Here is a 22,953-nt window from a genome sequence, read left to right as displayed (position 1 = left end):
ATGTCAAACATCGTCGCATGGACCCTTTTCGCCTTGGGCGTCCTCCATATTCCTTTCGGTATTATCAAGTTCAAAACAGCATTCGCCGCCGCTGTAGACTCTGGCTTCGTTGACCAATTCAAAGCGCACGAAGATCGGCGTACTGCCCTCTGGTTCACCATGCTGGGGCCGCTTTTTATGCTCGCAGGGCAGACAGCGATTCACGCCGTAGCCGTTGGCGATCTCGCGCTACTTAAAATTGTTGGCATCTATGTGCTTATGATCTCGATCATTTGCGTCATTGCTGTTCCAAAATCGGGGTTCTGGGCAACGCTGCTGGTTTCTCCGCTGATCATCGCGGCAGGGTATGGCTTGTACGCCTGACAAACGAGCGCTGCGAACCACCCACACAATCAAGGAGAGTTGCACATCATGGACGAAGCCATTACTTACCGAGCTGCAACGGTAGAAGACGCATTGAGCATTTGTGAGTTGGGACAATTGCTTAACGCGGTGCACCACGCTGCCCGTCCCGATATTTACGCGGCTGCCACCCAAGACTTTTCGCGCGACCTTCCTCACTGGTCAGGTCTTTTCGAGAAACCGGGTCAGGTTGTATTCATCGCGAATGTCGGTCACCAGGCCGCAGCCTTCATTACTGCCAGCCTGTCGGCAAGCTCTGGGCCACTGATGCAACCGCTGAACGTTGTTCGCATCGGATCGGTATGTGTTGCCGAGCAATTTTGGGGGAAAGGTATTGGACGCAGGCTTATTCAACTCGTTAAAGACTGGGCAATCGAAAATGATGCTCAGGACTTGAGGTTGTCCGTCTGGCCGTTCAATGCACGTGCTGCTCGCATGTACACAGAGTTCGGGTTTGAGACTCGTGCTTTCGAGATGGGCATGCGTCTGTAAAGGCGATTCACCTAAAGGTGAAAAGAGGTTCGAGGGACTTTTGCTGGGTCATTCGTAACTGACAACTTTCGGCCAGAAGCGGTCCGGGCCATCCAGTAACCGAAGACAATGAAGCCCCAGGCAAACTGATCTACAGGCCGCGTTGACGTCTATGTGCGTGGCTAATCCAGGATGAACAGGTCCCCTTCCACATCCGTATCGCCGTGTTTACGACTCTGCGCCGCAGAGTCGTAGACGATCATCAGAACCTCTCCAGGCTGCTCGCCCGATTGGAACAGACACATGCCCTCAGCGTGATCGTTGCCTTGCCCGAAAGGCACCTCCAGCAGCTTCTCCAATTGATCGGTGAAGACCACGCTTTCCTCGTCGGACGCGAAACCGCCACGCCATCGGAAGACCGTTACCGGACCGTCCTGCTCCATCGTGGGGCCCGCCAGGATCAGCAGATCGTCACCGCGGGTGCACAGGTCACGCAATCCCAGGCCATTGAGCGCGAAGAAGTGCTTGCGGTAGCGGCGCCCATCCGGACCGATCTTCTTCAGCACCAGCGTGTCAGACGAGGCGTCGTTCAGCTCGGGTTCGATCTCCAACAACACGGCCCAGCCGCGTAGCACCGGTCCACGCAGCCCCAGCAGAAGGCGCGAGCCGATCATCACCAACCCTTCGATATCGAAGCCGTTGTCCTTACCCGGGATACGCAGGAAGTCGCGTAGCTGAGGATCTTCAGCAATGGCCGCGGTCAGGTCGTTACCAACTTCGTTGCCCTGCAGCCGCGCCGCTGTACGTCCATCGGCATCCACTTTCCTGGCGAGTACATAGCTGTCGTTCTGCTGCACCACAGGGATGCGGGCCAGCAGAAAACGATTGCCGTCCGCCTCTACCGTCGACAGGCGCTTGATATTCTTCCGTGCAGAAGTGCCGGCCTCGGACTTCTTGCGCTTCAGGCTATGGGAGCCCACCACCCAGAGGTAACCACTGTCAGGGGCATAGGCCAAGCCCTCGATATCGATCTCGGCGTCTTGTTTCGGTATGGGCAGATCCAGATATTCCAGGAGCGGAAACGATTGGTGCTCGTCGCACCTTACGACGCCGCCGGGCGCAGCATCCTGGATTTTCAGGCGTTCCAGGCTCGTAGTTTCGTCGTTCGCCACCCAGAGTGTGTCGTCAATCTGCTGAACGACCGAAAGGCCATCGCGCAACGACGCAAACGCCGGATCAAAGCTCAACAGCGCAAAATTGCTTCGGTGGCTCATGAGCGGTTTCCTGTCTTTATGGCGCTGCGCGCCGGTTATTCAGAACCGGATTTCTGCGTGTGCTCTTCGTCCAGAGCATGCACTCGTCCTGGCCGACCCGTCCACCGCTGATGGCTTAGGCCCCTTAGCCAAGCAATCCGAATTAGTTCCATCAACTCCCAAAATAGCCGACGAACGGTGACCCCGGCAGGCACAAAGCCTGCAATAACCATCTCGACGAACATTTGACGTCAATCTACCGCCATACGGATTTCCTAATCAGCAGACCCAATTGACACAGCTCAATAGCGTTGGTTCGAGCGCAACTGTGGCCGCAACATTCCCCGCATACAGGATTATTGACATGATCGATCTCGCCACCTGGAATTTGAGCATCCCTGAAGGCAGCCCACCGGCCACGATAGAAACGCCTCGACTGGCGCAAGGCTTCAAGGACCAGTATTTCAGTTCTGAAGCCGCTACCCTTTTCTTCTGGGCACCTGTGACCGGTTCCAGGACGGCCAACGCTATATACCCGCGCAGCGAGTTGCGGGAAACCTATAGCGATGGAACGCTGCGCAACTGGCAGTATTCAGCGGCGGATAACATTCTGCGGGCGAGTGTGACCGTCAATCAGGTGCCCAGCACCGGCAAGATCGTGATTGGTCAGATTCACAACAAGGACAGCAATAACCCCATGGTGAAGCTGGAATACCAATACAAAACGTCGTCTTCGACGGGAAACATTGTCGCCAAGGTGCGCATGCGCCCCGACGATGAAGAGGGCCAGGTCATTACCATTGCGACGGGTGTGCCGCTCGACCGCAACTTTTCCTACCAGATCCACCTCAGCCCGAAGGGCGCGCTGGGCATCAGCGCAGCAGGATACAACTGGAGAACCACCATCGACCCGAGCTGGAAGACCAAACCACTGTATTTCAAAGCGGGTGCGTATGTGCAGGACAACACAGGCTATCCCACCGAGGGCGGAAAAGTGACGTTCAGGATGCTGGAGATCCAACACAACATTTAGTTGCTTCTTTAGGCACTACCGTTGGCACGCCGATCCGAAGGGTGAAGACTTTAGTGGATTTCCTCGTCGATCGGCTACCAAGTGGCTAGCTGTCAGTGAACTCAACAGCACGGGCGGCAGATGCCCTCGAAGCCTTTCAAAACCATGCGTGCGCAAACAGTGGGATACGCTGCTATCACAGGCGGGTGTCGAAGGTGGCGGCACGCATCCTTACATGGTGCGATCACGTTCACTATCGCAAAGAAGGCGAGCGGGACGAGGAATGCATCAGATGGGTGGCGGAGGCTACCCAGAGAAGATTTATCCTGAATTATGAACGCTCTTTCCTGCGCCCGGTGCTGGATTGAGTTAACTAACCTTAAGGGCTCGGTCGATTTGCACCATTTCGCGATGGGCAGCTATCGGCCATTAGCTGCCGGTCGGAGGTGCCTACTAAATCAACTACGACTCATAGTATAGAGTTCACTCGCTCGCCCACATCCTCCGTTTTATCGCCGTGCAGGATGACAGTCCTTTGGTGTGGGCGAACCGCTAGCTTATTTTCAGCCAGCAACGCATGCATCTAAGGCTTGGCTCGGTCCCATTGACACTCTTTCAATCTGTCTGCATCAGTTCCGCTCTCTTTTCGCATGTCGATGTTGCCGTCTGCGTCTAGGTAGATGTCGGTGTTGGGCCACTTCGGCGCGATGCTGATGCAATGATTACGCCCTTCTTTTTTGCTCCACCACGAAAACTCCATGAAGAATTCGTCGTCAGGGAAGAGCACCCCATTATCAACCGCACCGCCTCCAGGAAGCATTCCGCCTTTGTAAATCCGGTCTTGGACGTTCCAGATGTACCGGAACTCATCTCGCCCAGCTTTCGAGTAGTGAACATTCACGGTCGGCAAAGCTATGTCCCAGTGAGTGACCACTAAATACAACACAGGTATCCACAGTATCCGTATGTACCATGTCCGACGCTTACTGGCATTTGTGGGCACGAATTCCATCCCCCCAGTTCTCTGGTGGTACTGCTAACATTTCATCCATGATCATCTTCGCGGTTACTCCCCCTGTGGGATGCTGTTTAGCGAGTTTCATCCCAATTTCAATGGATACTCTATCGGCAACGTCGTCCCATGATCGCGGTTCAGTCCATGGACTCGCCGTAGTATGTGGACCGGGATGCACTCTCTCCGCTTCAGGCTTGCTCATCTCGCCAGTTTTGGTAGCGGCGTCCGACAAAAATTGTGCAGCGCCAGCGCCATCCAGTAGCTCGCTCTCTGACAAGCCACCTATGATTCCTACGTATCCATAGTGAATGTTCGACCAGATGTCGTAAAAGTACTCGTAAGCCCCCTGTTTATGGTGCAGGCCAACAAACAGCTTACGAAGCTTCGGCTTGTGATCCCAATCCATCCTTGGGCCCACTTTACTTGCCCAGATTACCCACGATGTAGCTGTGTCTCTGTACTTGCTCAGGGCGCGGGCCGCTGGTCCGCCCAAGCCTGAGAGTTGTGGAGGCTCCCTGTCTGCCGCAGTGGGATCATAGTTGTTAAGCCTTTGCATCCTTAAAACTTCCGGGCTCTGTATGTTTCGGCTCATCTCATCAGCGATGTAGTTGGCCAGCCCTTCCATTTCGTCGGGATGATTGCAAACGGCGGGTTCCGCTCCTGGTTCAGGCTTCGCGTCCGGCCGTTTAGCAGCGGCCTTAGGGTCTACAAGAGCATTTGCAGCGGTTGCCTTCTCTGTCAGCTTTGGATCAGCCAGCAGTGTGGCCATTTTCTCATCGTCCACAGTGCCATCTGGCCGGAATGCTCCGAGCGCCATGAAGTTGATGATTGTTGCACCACCACCATCCCCCATGACAAAGCCGCCACCGACATCGCCTGACCCAGTGATGATGGTTCCGCCGTGGCTGGTAGGACTGCCCAAGTGAGCCATAGGACGCCCGTTCACTTGGATGGACGGAAACCCTGTCGTGATAACAGCGCCACACCCACAGGTATCGCCCACGCGAGCAGAACCCATGAAGTTGATGTTTGTGTCAGCGGAGGCAGAGGCAATCGGGGTGGTGCCATGACCGGGCATTGGGCAGACATGTTTGTCACCCAATCGAGCAGAGGAAATCATTCGTCGTCCTTGTTGTGCATAACAAGCCCCCGTCAGTGGAGGCGAAGAGCATTTTGTAGGCGCCGCGAGATTAACGCATGTGATGGTGAATGGCCTGTAGGAAAAATCTGAACGCGTGTCACGCGCTTGCCCGAGACTTAAGCCTGCTCGCCCTTCACAGCTTTAGTCGCCGTAGGCATCAGTAGTTCACTGATAGTGGGCTGGATAACGAGCCAGCGCAAAGAGGAGTCCGCAATCATTTGGCGATTAAACACAAATCTGGCGGTCAACCTTTATCCAGATTACGGGCACCTCACAGCCAAAAGCGGATACCCGTCCTAGGTCCGTTTCCGGCCAAATGAAGACATTCGCCGAGCTGCATGCAATCACCAAGCAAGACCGGCCACCTCTCACTGCTGCCTCCAAAAACAACTAACCCCAGCACTAGACTGGGTTTCAAGACAGGATGTTTAAACCGATACCCGCTGCAATTCGTACTGGGGTGGCCAGGTTGTCAGGCCGGACGCCATTTCGTCCCCGAAAATGATGCATTCGCCAGGGCAAGACCGATCCTGCGCCAGTTGGCGTGGGCTGTCTCACGCTACGGTTCGTAGCCTATTCCGCTGCCGAGGTTTCGACTGTTGAGGTCGCTGAAGACCTTTTCAACAGGGCCGATCCCATCTGATTATGTGACTGGCTAAGTGAAGAGGCGCTGCTACGCTTGAAGGGTCGGAGCTACCGACGAAAGACGACATATTCCGGCCAACTGTTGATCCCGAGTGTCTCGCAATAGATCAACCCACCTACCGCCTCGCATACTGCCGCCTCCTGTCCCTACCCCCGATCGTGCCTTGCCGCCTCCCGGCTCCGCACGAAAATCATGTTCATGTGTTTACCCGTGAAGGAACCGAGCAATGCGGGGATTTTTAGCGCGCTCCGATTATTAAGCAAACCGCAACGGCTGCTCAAACGGGAACCCACATGCTATCAGGCAACCCCTGGAGATGTTCTCATGAGACTTCATTTGCTCACGGCTGCATTGATATTCGCCAGCATGGCAACGACGGGGGCGGCGCTCGCTGGTGAAGCTTCCCCCACCAGCGCGGACAAGCAGGAAATCAAGCTCACGCGCGTCACGCCCCAATACTGGCGAGTCACGTTCCATAACCCGCCGTACAACATCTATGGCCCGGAAACCATGCCGCAATTGAACGAGGTGGTGACCGCCATTGAGTCCGATCCGAAACTGGTCGTGGTGGTGTTCGACAGCGACGTTCCGGATTTCTTCCTGACCCACTATGACTTCGTGCCCCCGCTGACCGATACCACCAGCCTGCCCAACGGCCCGACTGGCCTGCCACCGCTGCCCGACATGCTGGTGCGATTGAGCAAGGCGCCGGTGGTCTCGATCGTGTCGATTCGCGGTCGTGCCACCGGTGTCGGCAGCGAGCTTGCCTTGGCCAGCGACATGCGTTTTGCCAGCCGAGAGAAAGCCATCTTGTCGCAATGGGAAATCGGCGCCGCCCTGGTGCCCGGAGGTGGTCCCATGGCGCGCCTGCCACGTCTGATGGGGCGTGGCCGTGCGCTGGAAGTGCTGCTGACCGGCAACGATATCAATGGCGAACTCGCCGAGCGCTATGGCTACGTCAATCGCGCACTACCCGATGCCGAACTCGACAAATTCGTCGACACCATGGCACGCCGCATCGCTCGATTCGACAAACAGTCGATTGCCGACATCAAGCACCTGGTCGACGCGGCCAGCCTGCCACCCAATGAAGCCATTGCCGCCGAATGGGATGGTTTCATCGGCTCGGTTAAACGCCCGGCGGCACAGGCACGGATCAAACAGCTGATGGAGCTTGGTCTGCAAAAGAAAGCGGATGTCGAGAAACGGTTGGCCCATTACACCGGCACCTTAGGTGAGGAGTCGAAATAATCCTGCATTCCATAACCTCACAGAGTGCGTTTTGGATGTGACGGGAAGTGCGGCAGAACGTACTCGCCGAGTTCGTCGAGGATTTCGTCATAGGGTTGACGGCTGACCTTGGGGTTAAGCGCAATATGCGAGACACCGGCAGATTGCGCTTGCTCAAGGTAATTGCGCAGGCCGTTGCGCCCCGCCCGGAAGCCACCCTGGATGCGCTGGAAGGGCTGATCCGGGTTGTCGCTGAGATCGAAATAGCCACCCAGACCCAATGGTTTGAAGGCGTCGCGATTCTCTGCCTCCCGCACGGTGGCGTGCCAGCTCTCGCCCAACGATGCCAACCGCTCTGGACTTTGAACACCGGCAAGATAGCCATCAAGGTGCTGAGCCAACCATTCAATGCTCTGTTGCGCCTGGCCGACCGCGATTGAGGGGACGCGGCCATGCAGCGCTTTCGGCACCAGATCCAGGCTTCCGGGAGAGCCACCGAATCGTTCGGACCGGAAACGGGGAAAGCTCTGCTCGATCAGGGTTCGAAACACCGAAAAGGCATCACGGTAGCGATCGCCACGGGATTCATAATCGATACCCAGCATCGGGTAATCGCTGTATCGATCGCCCGAAGAAAGTCCCAACACCAGGCGACCTTCACTGAGTTGATCGAGGGACGTCGCTTGCTTGGCCAGATACATGGGATCACGGGTAGGCAGCACAATACCCGTGGTGCGCAGGACGATGCTGCGGGTGGCCGCGGCCAGGTAGCCGATGTAGACCAGTGGTTCAAAGATCTGCGCCACATCACCATAGCCTGGATCGTAGAAAGGGATGTCACGCATCCATAAGGCACCAAAACCAAGCGCTTCGGCACGCTGCGCCATCTCCAGGTGGCCACGCATGGTCGGGGCCGGTCGGTCGGCGTGGGTTTCGAGGGGCAAGATCAGGCCAATCGTGAGCGCCTCTGGTTGAAACAAGCGTTGAAACCCAGGGTGACGTTCAAGCGAGGGATGGGCCGTCGGTAAGGTGACAGGTTGCGCCTGCGGCGTGAGGTGTGTGGCGATAGTCATGATGGCAGTCCCGTGAGTGACGATGGCTGACATGTTTATTGAATCCTCAGGCTGGATAAACAGCTGCTCACGACCATTACACGGTCCACTGAGTCCCCAATGTCGTTATGTTTCCCAAGGCACGCCCGTTTCCCAATGCTCAATCAACAGATCAATAAACCTTCGAACGCGGGGCGACAGGTGACGCTTGCTTGTGTAGACGACTCTGATGGGATCGGGAGGTGCGCGGTAGGGTTTCAGTACTTCCACTAACGTGCCTTCGCGCAGGTCGTTACCCGTAATGTAGGTCGGCAGGTGAATCAGGCCGATGCCTGCCAGCGCCGCTTCACGCATCGCTTCTGAACTGTCGATGTTCAGCCGCCCGGGCTGCTCGAATAGATGAAGGCCGGCAGGTGTCTGGTAATGCCAGGCGATAGGCCGCTCGCCACTGAATAAAGCGATGGTGTCATGTCCGACCAGTTCAGCCAGCGTTTGCGGTACACCGCAACGGGCCAGATAAGCAGGCGATGCACACGTTGCGAACTGCTGCCAACCCACGGTACGGGTCAATAATTGTGAGTCATCTTTTGGCGTACCGATTCGTATGGCGATGTCGATGCCCTCTTCGACCAGATCAACAAAGCGATCGGTAAACCAGACATCCGCCCGTAATTCAGGCCATTGTTTCAGATAAGCATCCAGAATCGGCAGAATGTGGCGCTGACCGAAGGACAGTGGTGCAGTGAGTTTAAAAGTGCCGGTTGGTCGCCCACGGCGCAAGGCCATGGTCGCGTCCACTTCATCCAGATCTTCGAGGATCTGGCGCCAGCGCTCATAGGCTACCTGCCCCTCGTCAGTCAGACTCAGTTTGCGTGTCGTGCGATTGAGAAGCCGTGCGCCCATTCGGCTTTCCAGTCGAACTATACTTTTCCCCACTGCCGATCGGGTCAGACCGAGTGAGGCCGCCGCTGCGGTAAAGCTGCCAGCCTTCACGGCGCAGACAAATGCAGCGATGTCACCAAATCGGTTGGCTTCCATGGGTAGCTTTACTCCAGGACCTGCATAGGTTGTATGCGGGGGCGAAAATAATCGTCTGTCCAGCAGGTCATGTCACAAAACCACAAGCGCCTGGAAGATGCTCTTGAGTGTATTGCCTTGCATTACCTTGCGCCCCCCTGCCCCTGTTCATTTATCAATAGGACTGACCATGATCCTCAAGCGCGTAGGCTCGCAGCCATCGATAAAAGTCCCTGAAGCGTACTTCACGGGCACTGTCCGTATGGACCCCCTTAACTCCCCACCTGAACCGGCCCGGGCTTCCATCGTCAGCGTCACCTTTGAACCCGGTGCACGTAGCGCCTGGCATACCCATCCGCTGGGTCAGACGCTGATTGTCACCGCAGGCTGCGGCTGGACGCAGTGTGAAGGCGAACCGATCGTCGAAATTCGTGCCGGCGATGTCATCTGGTGCCCGCCGGGCCACAAACACTGGCACGGTGCAAGCGCCACCACCTCCATGACTCACATTGGGGTCCAGGAAGCGCTGGATGGTGTGAGCGTCGTATGGTTGGAAAAGGTCACCGACGAGGAATATAACGTCGGCCCGCCTGGCGAATGATTTGATCAGTCTGTTGCATCGCGAGATACAAAAGTGTCTCGCCCAGGAGGCCGATTTGTCTCTTCGCGACAGGCATCAATCGGCCAAAAAAGCGGCCGATCGTGGCGTCATTTTTTCCAAAGATAGGTAAGCGTTCAGCGATCACACCTTCCCATTGCAACTGCTGGCGCCGTTGATCGATCCCGCTATCATGCAGGGCGTAGATCACGAATGTAGATAACGCTATGCCAAGATTGTCATTCGCCGTCAGAATTTTGTTCGCATGCTGCCTTTTCATCGCAACCGCTAATCACATCCGTGCAGACGTTTCGCATGGATTGCTCTGGGACTACGGATACGGGCCTAGCACTTACTTGGCTAGCCGTATTTTCTGGGGGGCGCTTACGTTTTTTGACCCGCTTGCAGCACTGCTACTTTTCATCAAACCAAGAGCCGGAATCGTGCTTACGGTAGCGATTATTTTGGTCGACGTAACTCATAACACTTTTTACGTCGCATTGAAGCAGCAGTGGCTGGAGCCGTTCTACCTGTCCCAGGTAGCTTTTCTTATCGTAGTATTCCTACTCTCACCCATCGCTTGGAATGGCCCTATTCGAGACGTAGCGCTCACCAATCCAGTCCGAGTGTGATTCGCTCCACTTATGAGGTAGAAGCTCTTCGATTTCACTCGCCCGCTGCGTCGGCAAGCGCGTCAGAACGTCTTTCAGATAAGCATACGGATCATGCCCGTTGAGCCGCGCCGATTGGATCAAACTCATGATCGCCGCCGCCCGTTTGCCACTGCGCAGCGAACCTGCGAACAACCAATTCGAGCGTCCAAGTGCCCACGGCCTTATCTGATTTTCGACCGCGTTGTTATCGATGGGTACAGCGCCGTCTTCGAGATATCGAGTCAGTGCCGTCCAGCGCTTAAGGCTGTAATCCAGAGCTTTGGCGATAGCCGACCCCTCGGGCACAAGGTCGCGCTGGGCCATCATCCAGGTATGCAGTGCGTCGATAACGGGCGCCGCTTTTTCCTGCCGTATTCGCCAGCGATCTTCAACGGTCATCTCCCGCGCTTGCCGTTCAATTTCGTACAACCCGCCAATTGAGTGCAGCGCCTGCTCGGCCAGTTGGCTTTTGTTCGTCGCGTGCAGATCGAAAAACTTGCGGCGGGCGTGGGCCATGCAGCCGATTTCAGTGATGCCTTGCTGGAAGCTTGCTTTGTAGCCGGCGAAATCGTCGCAAACCAGCTTGCCATTCCACTGGCCAAGAAAGTTGCGTGCATGTTCGCCCGCACGGCTTGGGCTGAAGTCGTAAAGCACAGCTTTGAGTGCCGAAAAAGGCGTGGTGCAGTAGGCCCAGACGTAAGCACGGTGGGTTTTCCTCTCGCCCGGTGCGAGCATCTGCACCGGCGTTTCGTCAGCGTGGATCACGCCTTGAGCAAGCACTGTTTCGCGCAGCGCATCGACCAAGGGCTGGAGCTGCACACCGGTTTGGCCAACCCATTGCGCCAGTGTCGAGCGGGCGATAGCCAGGCCGGCGCGGCCAAAGATTTTCTCTTGGCGATACAGCGGCAAATGGTCGGCGAATTTGGCCACCATCACGTGAGCCAGCAGCCCTGCGGTCGGGATGCCCTTGTCGATTACCTGGGCCGGAACCGGTACCTGAGTCAGCGTTTCACACTCGCGGCAGACCCATTTCCCGCGCACATGCTGCTCCACGGTGAACATGCCCGGCGTGTAATCCAGCTTCTCGCTGACGTCCTCGCCGATCCGCTGGAGCTGGCAGCCGCAGGCGCATTGGGTGTTGTCTGGTTCGTGATAAATCACGGTGCGCGGAAACTGCGCAGGCAAAGGAACACGCTTTGGCTGCTTGCGTGGCTCGGCCGGCGCAGCCGGCGGATTCAACGCTTTCAGCTCGGCTTCAATGGCCGCGATGTCGGTGTCGAGCAGGTCGTCGAGCAGGCTGCCTTGGGCAGGGCTCAATTGTTCACTGCGCTTGGCAAACTTGTTCCGTTTGAACCAGGCGATTTCGTGGGTGAGTTGCTCGATGATGGTTTGGTCGCGATCGTTCTTTTTGCCCATCCTGTCGACTTGCTGCCCAAGAGAATCAACCTGGGACAGCAACTGCACCGCGAGGGCACGCAGTTGGTCGGGGGACATTTGGTCGAGGTTGGGTGAGGACGTCATGCCGCGAACTTTGCCAGAGCAGGCCGTTCGCGGCGATAGACTAATGGGCTAATGGCGGGTGTTAAAGCAGTGTGATTGCACCGCCAGCCCCAACGCGTTGCCAAGGTAGGCCGAGCACCAAGGCCTGAAGTTGCTCAGTATCCAGCTCCATCTCGCAGCCTTGTCGAATGCCTGGCCAGTGAAACTTGCCTTGATTCAACCTGCGAGCAGCCAGCCAGACGCCAATCCCGTCATGCACCAGCACTTTCATACGAGTAGCGCGGCGGTTCGCGAACAGATAAGCGCAGTGCGGCTTCGCCGCGCCGAACACCGCAATCACCCTGGCCAGCGCAGTTTCAGTGCCGGCACGCATATCCATGGGCTCGGTGGCGAGCCAGATGGCATCGACGCGAATCATTGCGCGAGTCCACGGACAAAGCGGGCGCAGCCTTCAGGATCGGAAGTTGGCGATTAGATACTCGGTAAAAATTTATATTAAACCCATCACTCCCACCGCGATCCAACATTACCTGTGACGCACGGCACTCTTCCTCATTACGACAGATTCCACTATCCACATATCGTCCCACCAAGGCAGCCGACAACTCCGGTCTCGATTCGGAGGAACGCTTTGCTGCGTAAGCCGTCTCCCAGATGACGCACAACAAAAATAAGGAACACACCAAGCTTTTGATCAACCGCCAACTCTTTGAGAAATCATCGAAAAGAAACAGCTTTTTTTGCATGTTCGCCACCGTCCGTGCTGTTTGTCATACACCAAGCGTAGCTAATCAAATCCCAGGTACAGTGGGGGTAAAGCCTTCCTGGAAATCGATCGTTGACTGGCAGTTATGGGTCGGCTGCTGCCCTTCGTAACTGGTCGTTATCGACCGAACGTAAGGAGGTAGGAACCTTTAAGGCCCACCCTTCCACAACTCAGCAGCCACCTGCGAGCATTGCTACGTCCAGTAATCGACCTGATGATGCCAGCCGCTCGACAGAAGTCGCAATTCAATCCCGAGCAATCTTGTCATTTGCCAAGGCTTAGGGCAGGGTCGATACCACTGACATCTCTGCCAAAGGAGTCACCCATGTCAAAGCTATATCCCAGTATCGATCCCGAGGGGCTGGTCGAGTACTCAGTGGTCTACACCGACCGCTCGCTCAACCACATGTCGCAGTCATTTCAAGGCGTGATGAAGAACATTTCCAGGACCCTGAAACAGGTCTACAACGCCCAGGCTGTTGCGGTGGTCCCGGGCAGCGGCACATTCGGCATGGAAGCGGTGGCGCGACAGTTTGCCACCGACCAGCAATGCCTGGTGATACGCAACGGCTGGTTCAGCTATCGCTGGAGCCAGATCCTTGAGATGGGCAACATCCCGGCGGCCACCACGGTGCTGAAAGCCCGACCGGTCGACACTGGTCGCCAGGCTGCCTACACCCCACCCCCTCTGGACGAAGTGCTGGCAGCCATTCAGGCGCAGAAACCGCAGATTGTCTTCGCCCCCCACGTTGAAACCTCATCAGGGATTATCCTGCCCGACGAGTACCTGCGGGCCGTCGGCGACGCCGTGCATGCAGTGGGTGGCCTGTTCGTGCTGGACTGCATCGCCTCAGGCACGCTTTGGGTTGATATGCAGAAATGTGCAGTCGACCTGCTGATCAGCGCACCGCAGAAAGGCTGGAGCGCCTCCCCTTGCTGCGCCCTGGTGATGCTCAGTTCTTTGGCCCTCGAACGCATCGAACAGACGCATAGCAGCAGCTTCGCCTGCGACCTGAAAAAGTGGCTTCAGATCATGCAGGCCTACGAACAGGGCGGACATGCCTACCATGCGACTATGCCCAGCGATTCCCTCGCACGATTTAACGAAGTGATGAAAGAGACGCAAGCCTACGGTTTCGAAAAGGTCCGCGGCGAACAACAGGCGCTGGGCGATCGGGTGCGCGCAATGTTGACCGGCAAAGGCATCAAAAGCGTGGCCGCAGCCGGCTTTCAGGCCCCTGGCGTAGTGGTGAGCTACACCGATGATGCCGACATCAAGAGTGGTAAGAAATTTGCCAACCACGGCCTACAGATCGCCGCCGGAGTGCCGTTGCAATGCGACGAGCCGGCCGACTTCCAGACCTTCCGCATCGGTCTGTTCGGACTCGAAAAGCTGCAAAATATCGAGCGCACCGTCAGCATCCTCGAGCAGGCACTGGACGAAGTGATGGTTAACTAAGCCCTCATCTTGCCCGCAGCACATACCAAACTTGTGAATTCCAGGAAGGCATTCTGCCCTGGGCACTGCCGGCCCATGGCGTTGATCTTCGACGAATATGACGCTGGTCGCCCGGACGTCATGTTAGAACCATAAGGGAAAGCCCGTGCACGCGTCTTACTGACACGTGCACCCTTCAGCGCTATCAGAAAAGGTTTCCAACGAAGCCTTTCACGGGGCGGATGATTGGCGGCTGTATGACTTGGATCGACCCAAAGCTGACGATAGCGACAGGCAGAAATCGGCCAGAAGCGGTCACTCGCAGACGCTTGGGTAATGTGTCGAATTGAACCATCGAAGCTTCACCCCCCTTCACTTGAGGATCTCTGATGACAAACCAATCCGCTATTGTCGAGGTGGTTCAAGAAACCGATCCTATGCTGCTCAGATCTTTGAATGACCTTCTCCCACAGCTTTCCAAAAACGCTCAAGCGATGACAATGGAAGATTTGAAGCAGATTGTGGATTCAGAGTGCTCCCATTTATTGGTAGTGAAAGCAGCAGGTGGAGGAAGCATTTTGGGGGCGCTAACCCTAATTCATTTTCGCATTCCGACAGGCGTTCGTGCCTGGATCGAAGACGTCGTAGTAGATGCCAGTGCTCGAGGTCAAGGGATCGGCAAAGCACTCATACAAGCAGCAATAGAAAAAAACCATGACCTCGGCGCGAGAACTCTGGATTTAACCTCCAATCCAGATCGTGAGTCTGCCCATCGTTTATACGAGGGGGCAGGATTCTCGATCCGAACAACAAAGGTCTATCGACATATCAAATGACTAATGGATAGTCCTTCTACGCACGGCTCCACTCATGCATGCAGAAGCGTCCTGTGAATGGCTGCTTTGGGCTGCAGCCCTTCGCGAAAGTCCGCAATCGGCCCAGAGTGTGTAAAAACGCTTCGCCAAAATTAAGGTGTGCGCGTCTACGTTAAATCTGAAATTTATCGGCACGTCAGCAGATGTGGATTTTGCGTAGAAGCGCGATTTCCAGTCCGGTTTTGAGTGCCTGTCGCGCTGAAAAACGTTTTTACACAGCCTCGGCCAGAAGCAGACATTCACCTGCCAATTTTATGTCCTGCTCCAGATTTTGCTGGACTTTCCCCTATATTAACTATCCTTCAAATAAGTTTGTTCGCAGTAGCGACCCAAACTTAATCGTCATATTTATAAAGTCAAATGTAAACCAGTTGTCATATTCAGAAATCGCTTCATCCACACATCTATGATATCGATCTGGTTAATGCCCAAAACAAAAACAAACATCACACATGGATAGCGCACTGATTAAAAGCTCATTGACTTTTACCCCAACTTACCATTCGTCGTCATGCAGAAAAAAAAATTCAACTTTTTCGAAAGCGGGTGACTCCCACTAATACAGCCATCAAGGCGGTGGGTACATTTTTCTGATTGATTGACGATTGTTGATAGGAGATAGTAATGAACTACGAAGATCGCGATACCTATGGCATGTACAAAACCAACCTCCTACGAGATGCCGGCTCTGAAGAACAGGGGCCTGGCCCCGATCTGATGGGGGCAGATACTCTCATTGGAAATGATGTTTATAACCATAATGAAGAAGACTTGGGAGATATTAAGGAAATCATGCTGGATGTTCGAAGCGGTAGAGTGAGTTATGCTGTTCTATCTTTTGGTGGCTTTCTTAGCATGGGAGAAAAACTGTTTGCGGTACCTTGGAACGCATTGACACTCGATACAGTAAATAAGCGCTTCGTACTAAACGTAGAGAAAGAACGCTTGGAAAATGCACCAGGTTTTGACAAGGACAGTTGGCCTAATATGGCCGACGAGTCTTGGGCAACAGAAATCCATTCTTTCTATGGAACTAAACCCTACGATTACGATACTGTTCGGAGATAAAGTATCGACAAAGCTAATGTCCATATCCGAAACGAAGAGTGATGCGCGCCGAGCAAACAACGGCGCGCATTGCGGTGAAAAAAGGTTTGTCGAAGCAACAAGGGTTTAGGGTGGATTCTGCTGACCGCCATCGAATCCAAGGCTAGGTCCCAGCCGCATCGTACCCGCAGTGCGGCGTCTGAATTCGCCCACATCAGAACAGCCAAACTGGGTAGCTATAACTGCTAGGTATGAGGCAGAGAACGGCCATAAGTTGACACTCTCCTCATATGGATGACCCCAGAAGGTGACAACCCCGACAACACTGACGAACTGGCGAGTGATTGTGCCTTAGGAACGTTACCGGCCGAGCAACCCTGATGATTGACATGTATCGCTTCTGTCCTATCCGGAAGCTGTGCGGAACGCTCGCGCCGCGCGTCACCCATTAGTCACCACCATGAAAGTGATTTGCGACCGGTGAACGCTGAAGGCGTCATATCGAATTGAACTGTCGCGGTGGGTGTACCATCAATCGTGGATAAAGCGAGCAAAGGGAATCGTAAGAAGCTAAGGCACAGGAGGCTTTTTCATTCGACTCAATAACGGAGATCATCTCCATGAGGATCGCTCAGATTGCGCCGCTTACCGAATGCTGTCCGCCCCGCCTATACGGCGGCATTGAGCGGATTGTTTCTTACCTGACTGAAGAACTGGTTCGGCAAGGGCACGATGTAACGCTCTTTGCCAGCGGGGATTCACAAACTTCGGCACGCCTTGAACCGGGGTCGCAGCGAGCCTTGCGACTGGACCCGGGCGTTAAGGATGCGATTCCTCATCACATCCTGATGCTGGATCAAGTGATCAGACAGGCGGATCAATTCGACGTGATGCACTTTCATGTCGACATCTATCATTTTCCGTTAATTCGGCGCTTGGCCGGCCGCAGTGTAACCACGCTTCACGGACGTCTGGATATCGCAGACTACCAATCGTTTTACAGCCATTTTCCCGAAGTACCGCTGGTCTCGATTTCAAAAGCCCAACGCGCGCCGTTGATCGGCAACGTCAATTGGATGGGCAATGTTTATCATGGGATTCCAGCCGATCTTTTAGCGTTCACCTCTGAGCCCAAAGGCGACTATCTGGCTTTCCTGGGCCGTATTTCTCCCGAAAAACGTCCGGACCGCGCCATCGAAATTGCCACCAGGGCGGGTCTGCCGTTGAAGATCGCGGCCAAGGTAGACAAGGCGGATCAGGTTTACTGGGACGACGTCATTGCCCCGTTGATCGCGACGCATCCGAACGTCGAATTTATCGGTGAGATCGATGATCACCAAAAAGCCAATTTTCTTGGCAATGCCCGCGCGCTAATTTTCCCCATCGATTGGCCTGAGCCGTTCGGCCTGGCGATGATCGAAGCCATGGCGTGTGGGACGCCTGTCATTGCCTTTCGTCATGGTGCGGTCCCGGAAGTGATTGATGACGGAGTGTCCGGTTACATTGTCGACGACATCGAGGGCGCGGTAGCGGCTATCCAGCGGTTGGAAGCGCTTGATCGTCGCAGAGTTCGGGCCGCGTTCGAGGAACGGTTCACGGTCGAGTGCATGACCAACCATTATCTGGAGCTGTATCGTCATCTGACGACGGGCCACACGACGGGTCAACCCAACACGCCTTTCGATGTTCCCGCCTCCGCGTCGTTGCAAGAGTTGCGCTTACGCACCCTTAAACATAACGATACTTTTGCGATATTTGACCCGAATGGGGATGTACTGGTTACAGAAGAAAGCCCGCAGGGGCTTTTCCATACCGATACCCGGCATCTGTCGGGGTTCTATCTGACGCTTAACGGGACGCGACCACTGTTGCTCAGCTCCACGCTGCGCGACGATAACGCGATGCTCACTTGCGATCTTACCAACGCCGATCTGTTCAACGCTCAGGGCCAAAAAGTCTTGCACCATGATTTGATCCATCTGCGACGCTCACGTTTTTTATGGGAAGGATCATGTTACGAACGGCTGACCTTGCGCAACTTCGACGAATACCCACATCGTCTGCAACTTAGAATTCAATTCGTGGCCGACTTCAAGGATCTGTTCGAGGTTCGCGGTGCTCGGCGTCCGCAACGCGGAGAAGCGCATCGGGCGGACATTGCGGGTGAGCAAGTCGTTCTCTCCTACACCGGGCTGGACCACAAACGGCGCACCACCCGACTACGCTTTGACCCGTTGCCAGCCTGTCTTTCCTGCGACCAGGCACTGTTCGACATCGAATTGGCGCCCGGTCAAATCCAGTCATTGTTCATGGATATCAATTGCGGCGTTCAAAACCCACCCTATTCAGTGCGTCACGGGTTTTTCGTTTCACTGCGCGATGCCCGGCGACAGTCGCGCACATTTTCTTCACGCGCAGCCTCGGTCGTGACGTCTCATGACGTGTTCAACGAAGCGGTGAGTCGGAGCGTTTCCGACCTGTACATGCTCATGACCAAAACCCCACAGGGCTTGTATCCGTACGCAGGCATCCCTTGGTTCAGCACAGTCTTTGGGCGTGATGCTTTGATCACCGCGTGGCAGATGCTCTGGCTCGACCCCGGTATAGCGCGAGGCGTGTTAGGGCATCTGGCGGCCAATCAAGCGACGACCGTCGACCCTGGCGCCGATGCCGAACCCGGAAAAATCCTGCATGAAGTCAGGCTCGGGGAAATGGCTGAGTTGGGTGAGGTGCCATTCCGGCGTTACTACGGCAGCATCGACTCCACGCCGTTGTTTGTGATGTTGGCCGCGGCCTACCTGGAAAGGACCAATGACCTGGATACACTCCGCCAACTCTGGCCAAACATCGAGGCAGCGCTGACCTGGATTGAGGAGTATGGCGACCGCGACGGTGACGGTTTTGTCGAATATGGTCGGCAGTCCGCCGAGGGTCTGATCAACCAGGGATGGAAGGACAGCCATGACTCGGTGTTTCATGCGGATGGTCGATTGGCCGTCGGCCCGATTGCGATCGTTGAAGTGCAGGCTTACGTCTATGGCGCCTTGAATGGTGCCGCGCAAATTGCACGACGGCTTGGCGAGCCAGACCAGGCTCTACGTTTGAAAGAAAAGGCCCGACACTTGCGCCGGCAGTTCGATGCTCAATTTTTCGACGAGGAACTGGGCACGTATGTCCTGGCGCTGGACGGCAACAAAATGCCCTGTCGAGTGCGCACCTCCAATGCGGGCCATGCGCTGTTCGCCGGCATCGCGTACCGCAAACGTGCGCCATCGGTCGTGGCGGCGTTGATGGACCGCTCCTCTTTTTCAGGCTGGGGCGTGAGAACCGTCGCGTCCTCGCAGCCACGCTATAACCCAATGAGTTATCACAACGGATCCGTCTGGCCCCATGACAATGCCTTGATCGCGGCTGGGTTTGCCCGTTACGGCTTTCGTCGGGAAGCAGCGCGGATTTTCGAAGGGATTTTTGCCGCGTCCACGTACATTGATCTTCGCCGACTTCCGGAACTGTTTTGCGGCTTTCCCCGGCAGCGCACCCAAGGGCCGACGTTTTATCCAGTCGCCTGCATGCCGCAGGCGTGGGCTGCTGCGGCGCCGCTTTCGATGATTCAGTCGTGCCTGGGACTTAGCTTCAGTCCTACGAAACTCAACATCATGTTTGACGAGCCAATACTTCCGGCATTTCTGGACACCATAGCCCTTCAGCGTCTGGCAGTGGGGGCGGAATCGGCTGATGTGATGCTGAGGCGTTCGGGAAAGAACGTTATGATCGAAGTCCTTAACCGTCATGGCCCTGTTCGGATAATGAGTACCAGTTAGAGCACCGATGCGATGAGCGCATTGCCTCCCCGCAATCAGACAAAAACCGGCGTAGCACTGTACACAGAGTTCGGGTTTGAGACTCGTGCTTTCGAGATGGGTACGCGTCTGTAAAGGCGATTCCCCGAAAGGTGAAAAGCGGTTCGACGGTCGTCTGCGGGGTCATTCGTGACTGACAGCTTTCGGCTGTGGGCTTTAATGTCCGTGCTTATATGCAGCCACATTAGCTTCGACTCCGTACAAAGGTGGATACGCCTAACGGCGGGTTCAGGTTGCTATGCATTTGTCTAATCAAGGAAGAAACGACATTGAAAATAGCTTTTGGCGCCCTTTTGTTGACCTGTCTGACTACTATCGCACTCGCTGACGAGAACCCTGTCGGCTTCCACTCTTCCACACTGGCGGACTCGCACAATAACCGCGCACTGGAGATGGTCGTCTGGTACCCCAGTGCAACTACCGCCGCCACGCAATTGATCGGCGATGACGTGGTGTTCGTCGGGGCTTCTGCCGTTCGTAACGCGCCGCCCGCTGCTGGCAAGCATCCATTGTTGGTGCTCTCCCACGGGTACCGAGGTAACTGGAGCAACCAGATCTGGCTTGCCAGTGCTCTGGCTCATAGGGGTTACATCGTCGCCGCAATCAATCACCCTGGCACCACCACTCATGACCGTAGCCCTCAAGCAGCGGCGCAGTTATGGCAGCGGCCCGTTGATGTGCGCCGAGCCATTGATAGCGTCACGACTCAACCTGAAAAATTCGGCTTGGTCGCCAATGACCGAATTGCAGTAGTGGGCCATTCACTCGGCGGCTTGACCGCCTTGGAGATAGCCGGTGCTCGTTTCGATCCAGACCGCTTCGCCCATGACTGCAAAGCCCACTCGCAGTTAGCAAGTTGCACCGTCTATGGAAAGATAAACCCTGCAAGCACCTCAGAATCAAAGGCCGCGTTGGCCGCCGATTTGCGCGATAAACGCGTCACTGCTGTGGTTACCTTGGACCTGGGCCTTTCACGGGGCCTGACCGATGAAAGCCTGGCCGCGCTGCCGGTACCAACGCTGGTGATCGCTGCCGGCGTACCGTCGCACGATCTTCCCGCCGAGTTGGAGTCTGCCAACCTGGCCAAACGCCTGCCTGCGGCGTCAAGCCGTTACGTCGAAATCAGCGACGCAAGCCACTTCAGCTTCTTGTCGGTGTGCAAACCTGGCGCGGAGGCATTGCTCGAAGAAGATGTACCAGGCGATGGCATCATTTGCCGGGATGGCGACAGCGCTCGCCCGCGTGGAGTGATTCAACAGCAAATTACATCGCTGATAGCAGAGTTTCTTCCGTCATCTATCTACAAAGAAGGCAGTTTGTAAAATCGTGGTACGAGACCTGCCGCAGCTCGAACAGCTGCTTTCGGCCGAATGCCGCCGGTCAGGGTATCTACCAAAAGTGGGCGATTCACTTAGCGCCATGCCATCAAGCAACGTCAAACAAACAACGTCAAAAACCCAGTCATTTAGCGAACTCCTTGCGACTGGAATTTTTTCATGGCGTGAAGTGTAAAGTGCAAAAGGTGTCCTAGACTACAGGCTTAAATGGTCTGATTTCTTGAGTTTTTCACCGCTGCAACTACTGGGTTTTTATATGAATTCAGACAGTATTCAGACGCAGCACTGCCATTATTGAATGCCCTCTATCGACCCAAGAGCGGGATGAAAATATGAACAGTAGTTCCGAAGCGGGTTCTCGATTCAGCATACTTGATGGATGGCGCGGCATAAGCATCTTGCTTGTCCTAGCGTGCCACCTGCTACCACTTGGCCCAAAGCCTTGGCAATTCAATGCCGCCGCAGGCGTTATGGGAATGGCTATATTTTTTACGCTATCGGGTTTCCTGATAACAAATTTTCTGCTCAATAACAGCAGCGTCGTTGATTTTTTAATCCGCAGAATCTTTCGGGTTGTACCTCTCGCCTGGTTGTACATGATCATTGCTTTACCTGTCATGAACAGCACTTCGGATTTCTACATCGCAAACTTTCTGTTCATTGCCAACTGGCCGCCTATGTGGCTGGGCAGTGTAAACGGCCACCTATGGAGTTTGTGCATGGAGGTCCAGTTTTATTTCGCCATCGCTTTGCTGGTAGTTCTGATGAGAAACAAGTGGGTAGTGCTAATCCCTTGTCTCTGCATCGCCGTCACGATGTACCGAGTCATGAATGATGTCCATGTCGCAATCAACACTTATTACCGCATTGATGAAATACTTTCCGGATGCATACTTGCACTGATATACAACAATAGACTGGGCAACATCCTTGCCAAACTTCCGACACAAACGGGGATCGCACAAATATTTTTATGCCTCCTGTTTGTCTTGTCCTGTCATCCCGATGCGGGCTTCATGAACTACTTCCGCCCCTATCTTGCCGCCGCAATGGTGGGGAGCACGTTACTCAATAGCCAGACACGAATTGCCCAGATCCTGAATAATCGCGCTCTATTTTATATCGCCACCATCTCGTACGCTCTCTACGTTGTTCATCCGCTGCTAATACATACCTGGCTGGGTAGCGGAGATACCGTCATAAAATATTTGAAGCGCCCTTTGTTGTTCGCCGCCATTTTTATCACCGCGCATATCTCGACCTTCTATTATGAAAAATGGTGGATTGCTTTTGGTAAGAGATTTGCCAAGAAAGTAGCTCGCCAACCTGTTACATCGGTCGGTTGAGTCCACAGTTGATTGCGGTCCTGCACGACAGGAAGCAATTCCGGCCAAAAGCGGATGGTCGATTTCGTCTCAGAAACCCAGACGATCTGTCTCTTGCAGCGTTTTGTTAAAAGAATTCGAGCGGTCCACGAAACCAGTGAGGCAACCCTCATCCGTTAAACAGTACGCCTAGTCACTGATCGACCAGGAGCATCCGATCAAACAGTAAGTGCGGTCGCACAATGCTGGCGGCAGCTATAAGTGCTCAACGTATGCAGATGCACTACAACAATACATAGAGCCTGAGGTCCTGAC

At 55.0% G+C, this 22,953-nt stretch carries 19 protein-coding genes; 11 read left to right on the top strand and 8 right to left on the bottom strand.

Translation table 11 applies throughout. The features are described 5' to 3' along the window. Together ACMXYI_RS18065 and ACMXYI_RS18060 are read left to right on the top strand one after the other, a co-directional pair. A complete protein-coding gene (locus ACMXYI_RS18065; protein WP_415768402.1) occupies nt 1–363 on the top strand; it encodes a DUF6463 family protein in 363 nt (120 codons plus the stop codon). Between the two features lie 48 nt (nt 364–411). Next, nucleotides 412–894 (top strand): GNAT family N-acetyltransferase, encoded by a 483-nt coding sequence (locus tag ACMXYI_RS18060; RefSeq protein WP_415768401.1) that lies wholly within the window; start codon nt 412–414, stop codon nt 892–894. Between the two features lie 161 nt (nt 895–1,055). Here the strand turns inward: ACMXYI_RS18060 and ACMXYI_RS18055 are convergent, their stop codons facing one another. Further along, a complete protein-coding gene (locus ACMXYI_RS18055) occupies nt 1,056–2,147 on the bottom strand; it encodes a DUF3616 domain-containing protein (RefSeq protein WP_415768399.1) in 1,092 nt (363 codons plus the stop codon). 343 nt (nt 2,148–2,490) lie between these two features. Here ACMXYI_RS18055 and ACMXYI_RS18050 point away from each other — a divergent pair, with 343 nt between their 5' ends. Continuing rightward, the gene (locus ACMXYI_RS18050; RefSeq protein WP_415768398.1) at nt 2,491–3,159 is read left to right on the top strand and encodes a polysaccharide lyase family 7 protein; all 669 of its coding nucleotides are present in this window, start codon (nt 2,491–2,493) and stop codon (nt 3,157–3,159) included. 562 nt (nt 3,160–3,721) lie between these two features. Here ACMXYI_RS18050 and ACMXYI_RS18045 read toward each other — a convergent pair. Then, on the bottom strand, nt 3,722–4,039 hold the full coding sequence (locus tag ACMXYI_RS18045; RefSeq protein WP_415773913.1) for a hypothetical protein: 318 nt from the start codon (nt 4,037–4,039) through the stop codon (nt 3,722–3,724). 82 nt (nt 4,040–4,121) lie between these two features. Further along, complete coding sequence (locus ACMXYI_RS18040; RefSeq protein WP_415768397.1) at nt 4,122–5,273, bottom strand: polymorphic toxin type 44 domain-containing protein; 1,152 nt, start codon at nt 5,271–5,273, stop codon at nt 4,122–4,124. Between the two features lie 991 nt (nt 5,274–6,264). On the opposite strand from ACMXYI_RS18040, the gene ACMXYI_RS18035 reads away from it, so the two are divergent. Next, complete coding sequence (locus ACMXYI_RS18035; protein ID WP_415768396.1) at nt 6,265–7,191, top strand: enoyl-CoA hydratase/isomerase family protein; 927 nt, start codon at nt 6,265–6,267, stop codon at nt 7,189–7,191. A gap of 17 nt (nt 7,192–7,208) precedes the next feature. On the opposite strand, the gene ACMXYI_RS18030 is transcribed toward ACMXYI_RS18035, so the two are convergent. Both ACMXYI_RS18030 and ACMXYI_RS18025 read right to left on the bottom strand, forming a co-directional pair. After that, nucleotides 7,209–8,243 (bottom strand): LLM class oxidoreductase, encoded by a 1,035-nt coding sequence (locus ACMXYI_RS18030; protein ID WP_415768395.1) that lies wholly within the window; start codon nt 8,241–8,243, stop codon nt 7,209–7,211. A 105-nt stretch (nt 8,244–8,348) separates the two neighbouring features. Continuing rightward, nucleotides 8,349–9,260, bottom strand: coding sequence for a LysR family transcriptional regulator (locus ACMXYI_RS18025; protein ID WP_415768393.1), 912 nt, complete (start codon nt 9,258–9,260; stop codon nt 8,349–8,351). 169 nt (nt 9,261–9,429) lie between these two features. On the opposite strand from ACMXYI_RS18025, the gene ACMXYI_RS18020 reads away from it, so the two are divergent. Then, on the top strand, nt 9,430–9,840 hold the full coding sequence (locus ACMXYI_RS18020) for a (R)-mandelonitrile lyase (RefSeq protein WP_415768392.1): 411 nt from the start codon (nt 9,430–9,432) through the stop codon (nt 9,838–9,840). Here the strand turns inward: ACMXYI_RS18020 and ACMXYI_RS18015 are convergent. From ACMXYI_RS18015 to tnpB, 3 genes are all read right to left on the bottom strand, one after another. Continuing rightward, entirely contained in the window at nt 9,800–10,117 is a 318-nt protein-coding gene (locus ACMXYI_RS18015) for a hypothetical protein (protein WP_415768390.1), read from the bottom strand. The genes ACMXYI_RS18020 and ACMXYI_RS18015 overlap by 41 nt on opposite strands. Nucleotides 10,118–10,406: 289 nt before the next feature. Then, nucleotides 10,407–12,011: an IS66 family transposase gene (gene tnpC, locus ACMXYI_RS18010; protein ID WP_415768389.1), complete on the bottom strand. Its 1,605-nt coding sequence runs from the start codon at nt 12,009–12,011 to the stop codon at nt 10,407–10,409. A 61-nt stretch (nt 12,012–12,072) separates the two neighbouring features. Next, a complete protein-coding gene (tnpB, locus tag ACMXYI_RS18005) occupies nt 12,073–12,408 on the bottom strand; it encodes an IS66 family insertion sequence element accessory protein TnpB (protein WP_140682487.1) in 336 nt (111 codons plus the stop codon). A gap of 673 nt (nt 12,409–13,081) precedes the next feature. Between tnpB and ACMXYI_RS18000 the strand changes: the two genes are divergently transcribed. The 6 genes from ACMXYI_RS18000 (at nt 13,082) to ACMXYI_RS17975 (ending at nt 22,659) form a co-directional block, all read left to right on the top strand. Further along, nucleotides 13,082–14,215 carry an aminotransferase class V-fold PLP-dependent enzyme gene (locus tag ACMXYI_RS18000; protein WP_415768388.1) on the top strand — a complete coding sequence of 378 codons (1,134 nt, stop codon included), beginning with the start codon at nt 13,082–13,084 and terminating at the stop codon, nt 14,213–14,215. 368 nt (nt 14,216–14,583) lie between these two features. Then, nucleotides 14,584–15,030, top strand: a complete 447-nt coding sequence (locus tag ACMXYI_RS17995; RefSeq protein WP_415768387.1) for a GNAT family N-acetyltransferase — start codon at nt 14,584–14,586, stop codon at nt 15,028–15,030. 663 nt (nt 15,031–15,693) lie between these two features. Beyond that, complete coding sequence (locus ACMXYI_RS17990) at nt 15,694–16,137, top strand: PRC-barrel domain-containing protein (RefSeq protein WP_149631315.1); 444 nt, start codon at nt 15,694–15,696, stop codon at nt 16,135–16,137. A 599-nt stretch (nt 16,138–16,736) separates the two neighbouring features. Next, nucleotides 16,737–19,937 (top strand): glycogen debranching N-terminal domain-containing protein, encoded by a 3,201-nt coding sequence (locus tag ACMXYI_RS17985; RefSeq protein ID WP_415768386.1) that lies wholly within the window; start codon nt 16,737–16,739, stop codon nt 19,935–19,937. A 308-nt stretch (nt 19,938–20,245) separates the two neighbouring features. Further along, nucleotides 20,246–21,298 carry an alpha/beta hydrolase family protein gene (locus tag ACMXYI_RS17980; protein ID WP_415768385.1) on the top strand — a complete coding sequence of 351 codons (1,053 nt, stop codon included), beginning with the start codon at nt 20,246–20,248 and terminating at the stop codon, nt 21,296–21,298. Between the two features lie 347 nt (nt 21,299–21,645). Further along, entirely contained in the window at nt 21,646–22,659 is a 1,014-nt protein-coding gene (locus tag ACMXYI_RS17975) for an acyltransferase family protein (RefSeq protein ID WP_415768384.1), read from the top strand. The last annotated feature ends 294 nt before the right edge of the window (nt 22,660–22,953 follow it).

Source organism: Pseudomonas lyxosi, from assembly GCF_047758685.1.
Taxonomy (GTDB): Bacteria; Pseudomonadota; Gammaproteobacteria; order Pseudomonadales; family Pseudomonadaceae; genus Aquipseudomonas; species Aquipseudomonas lyxosi.
The sequence above is the reverse complement of the archived record's forward strand: the minus strand, read 5'-3'. Positions and strand labels throughout refer to the sequence as shown.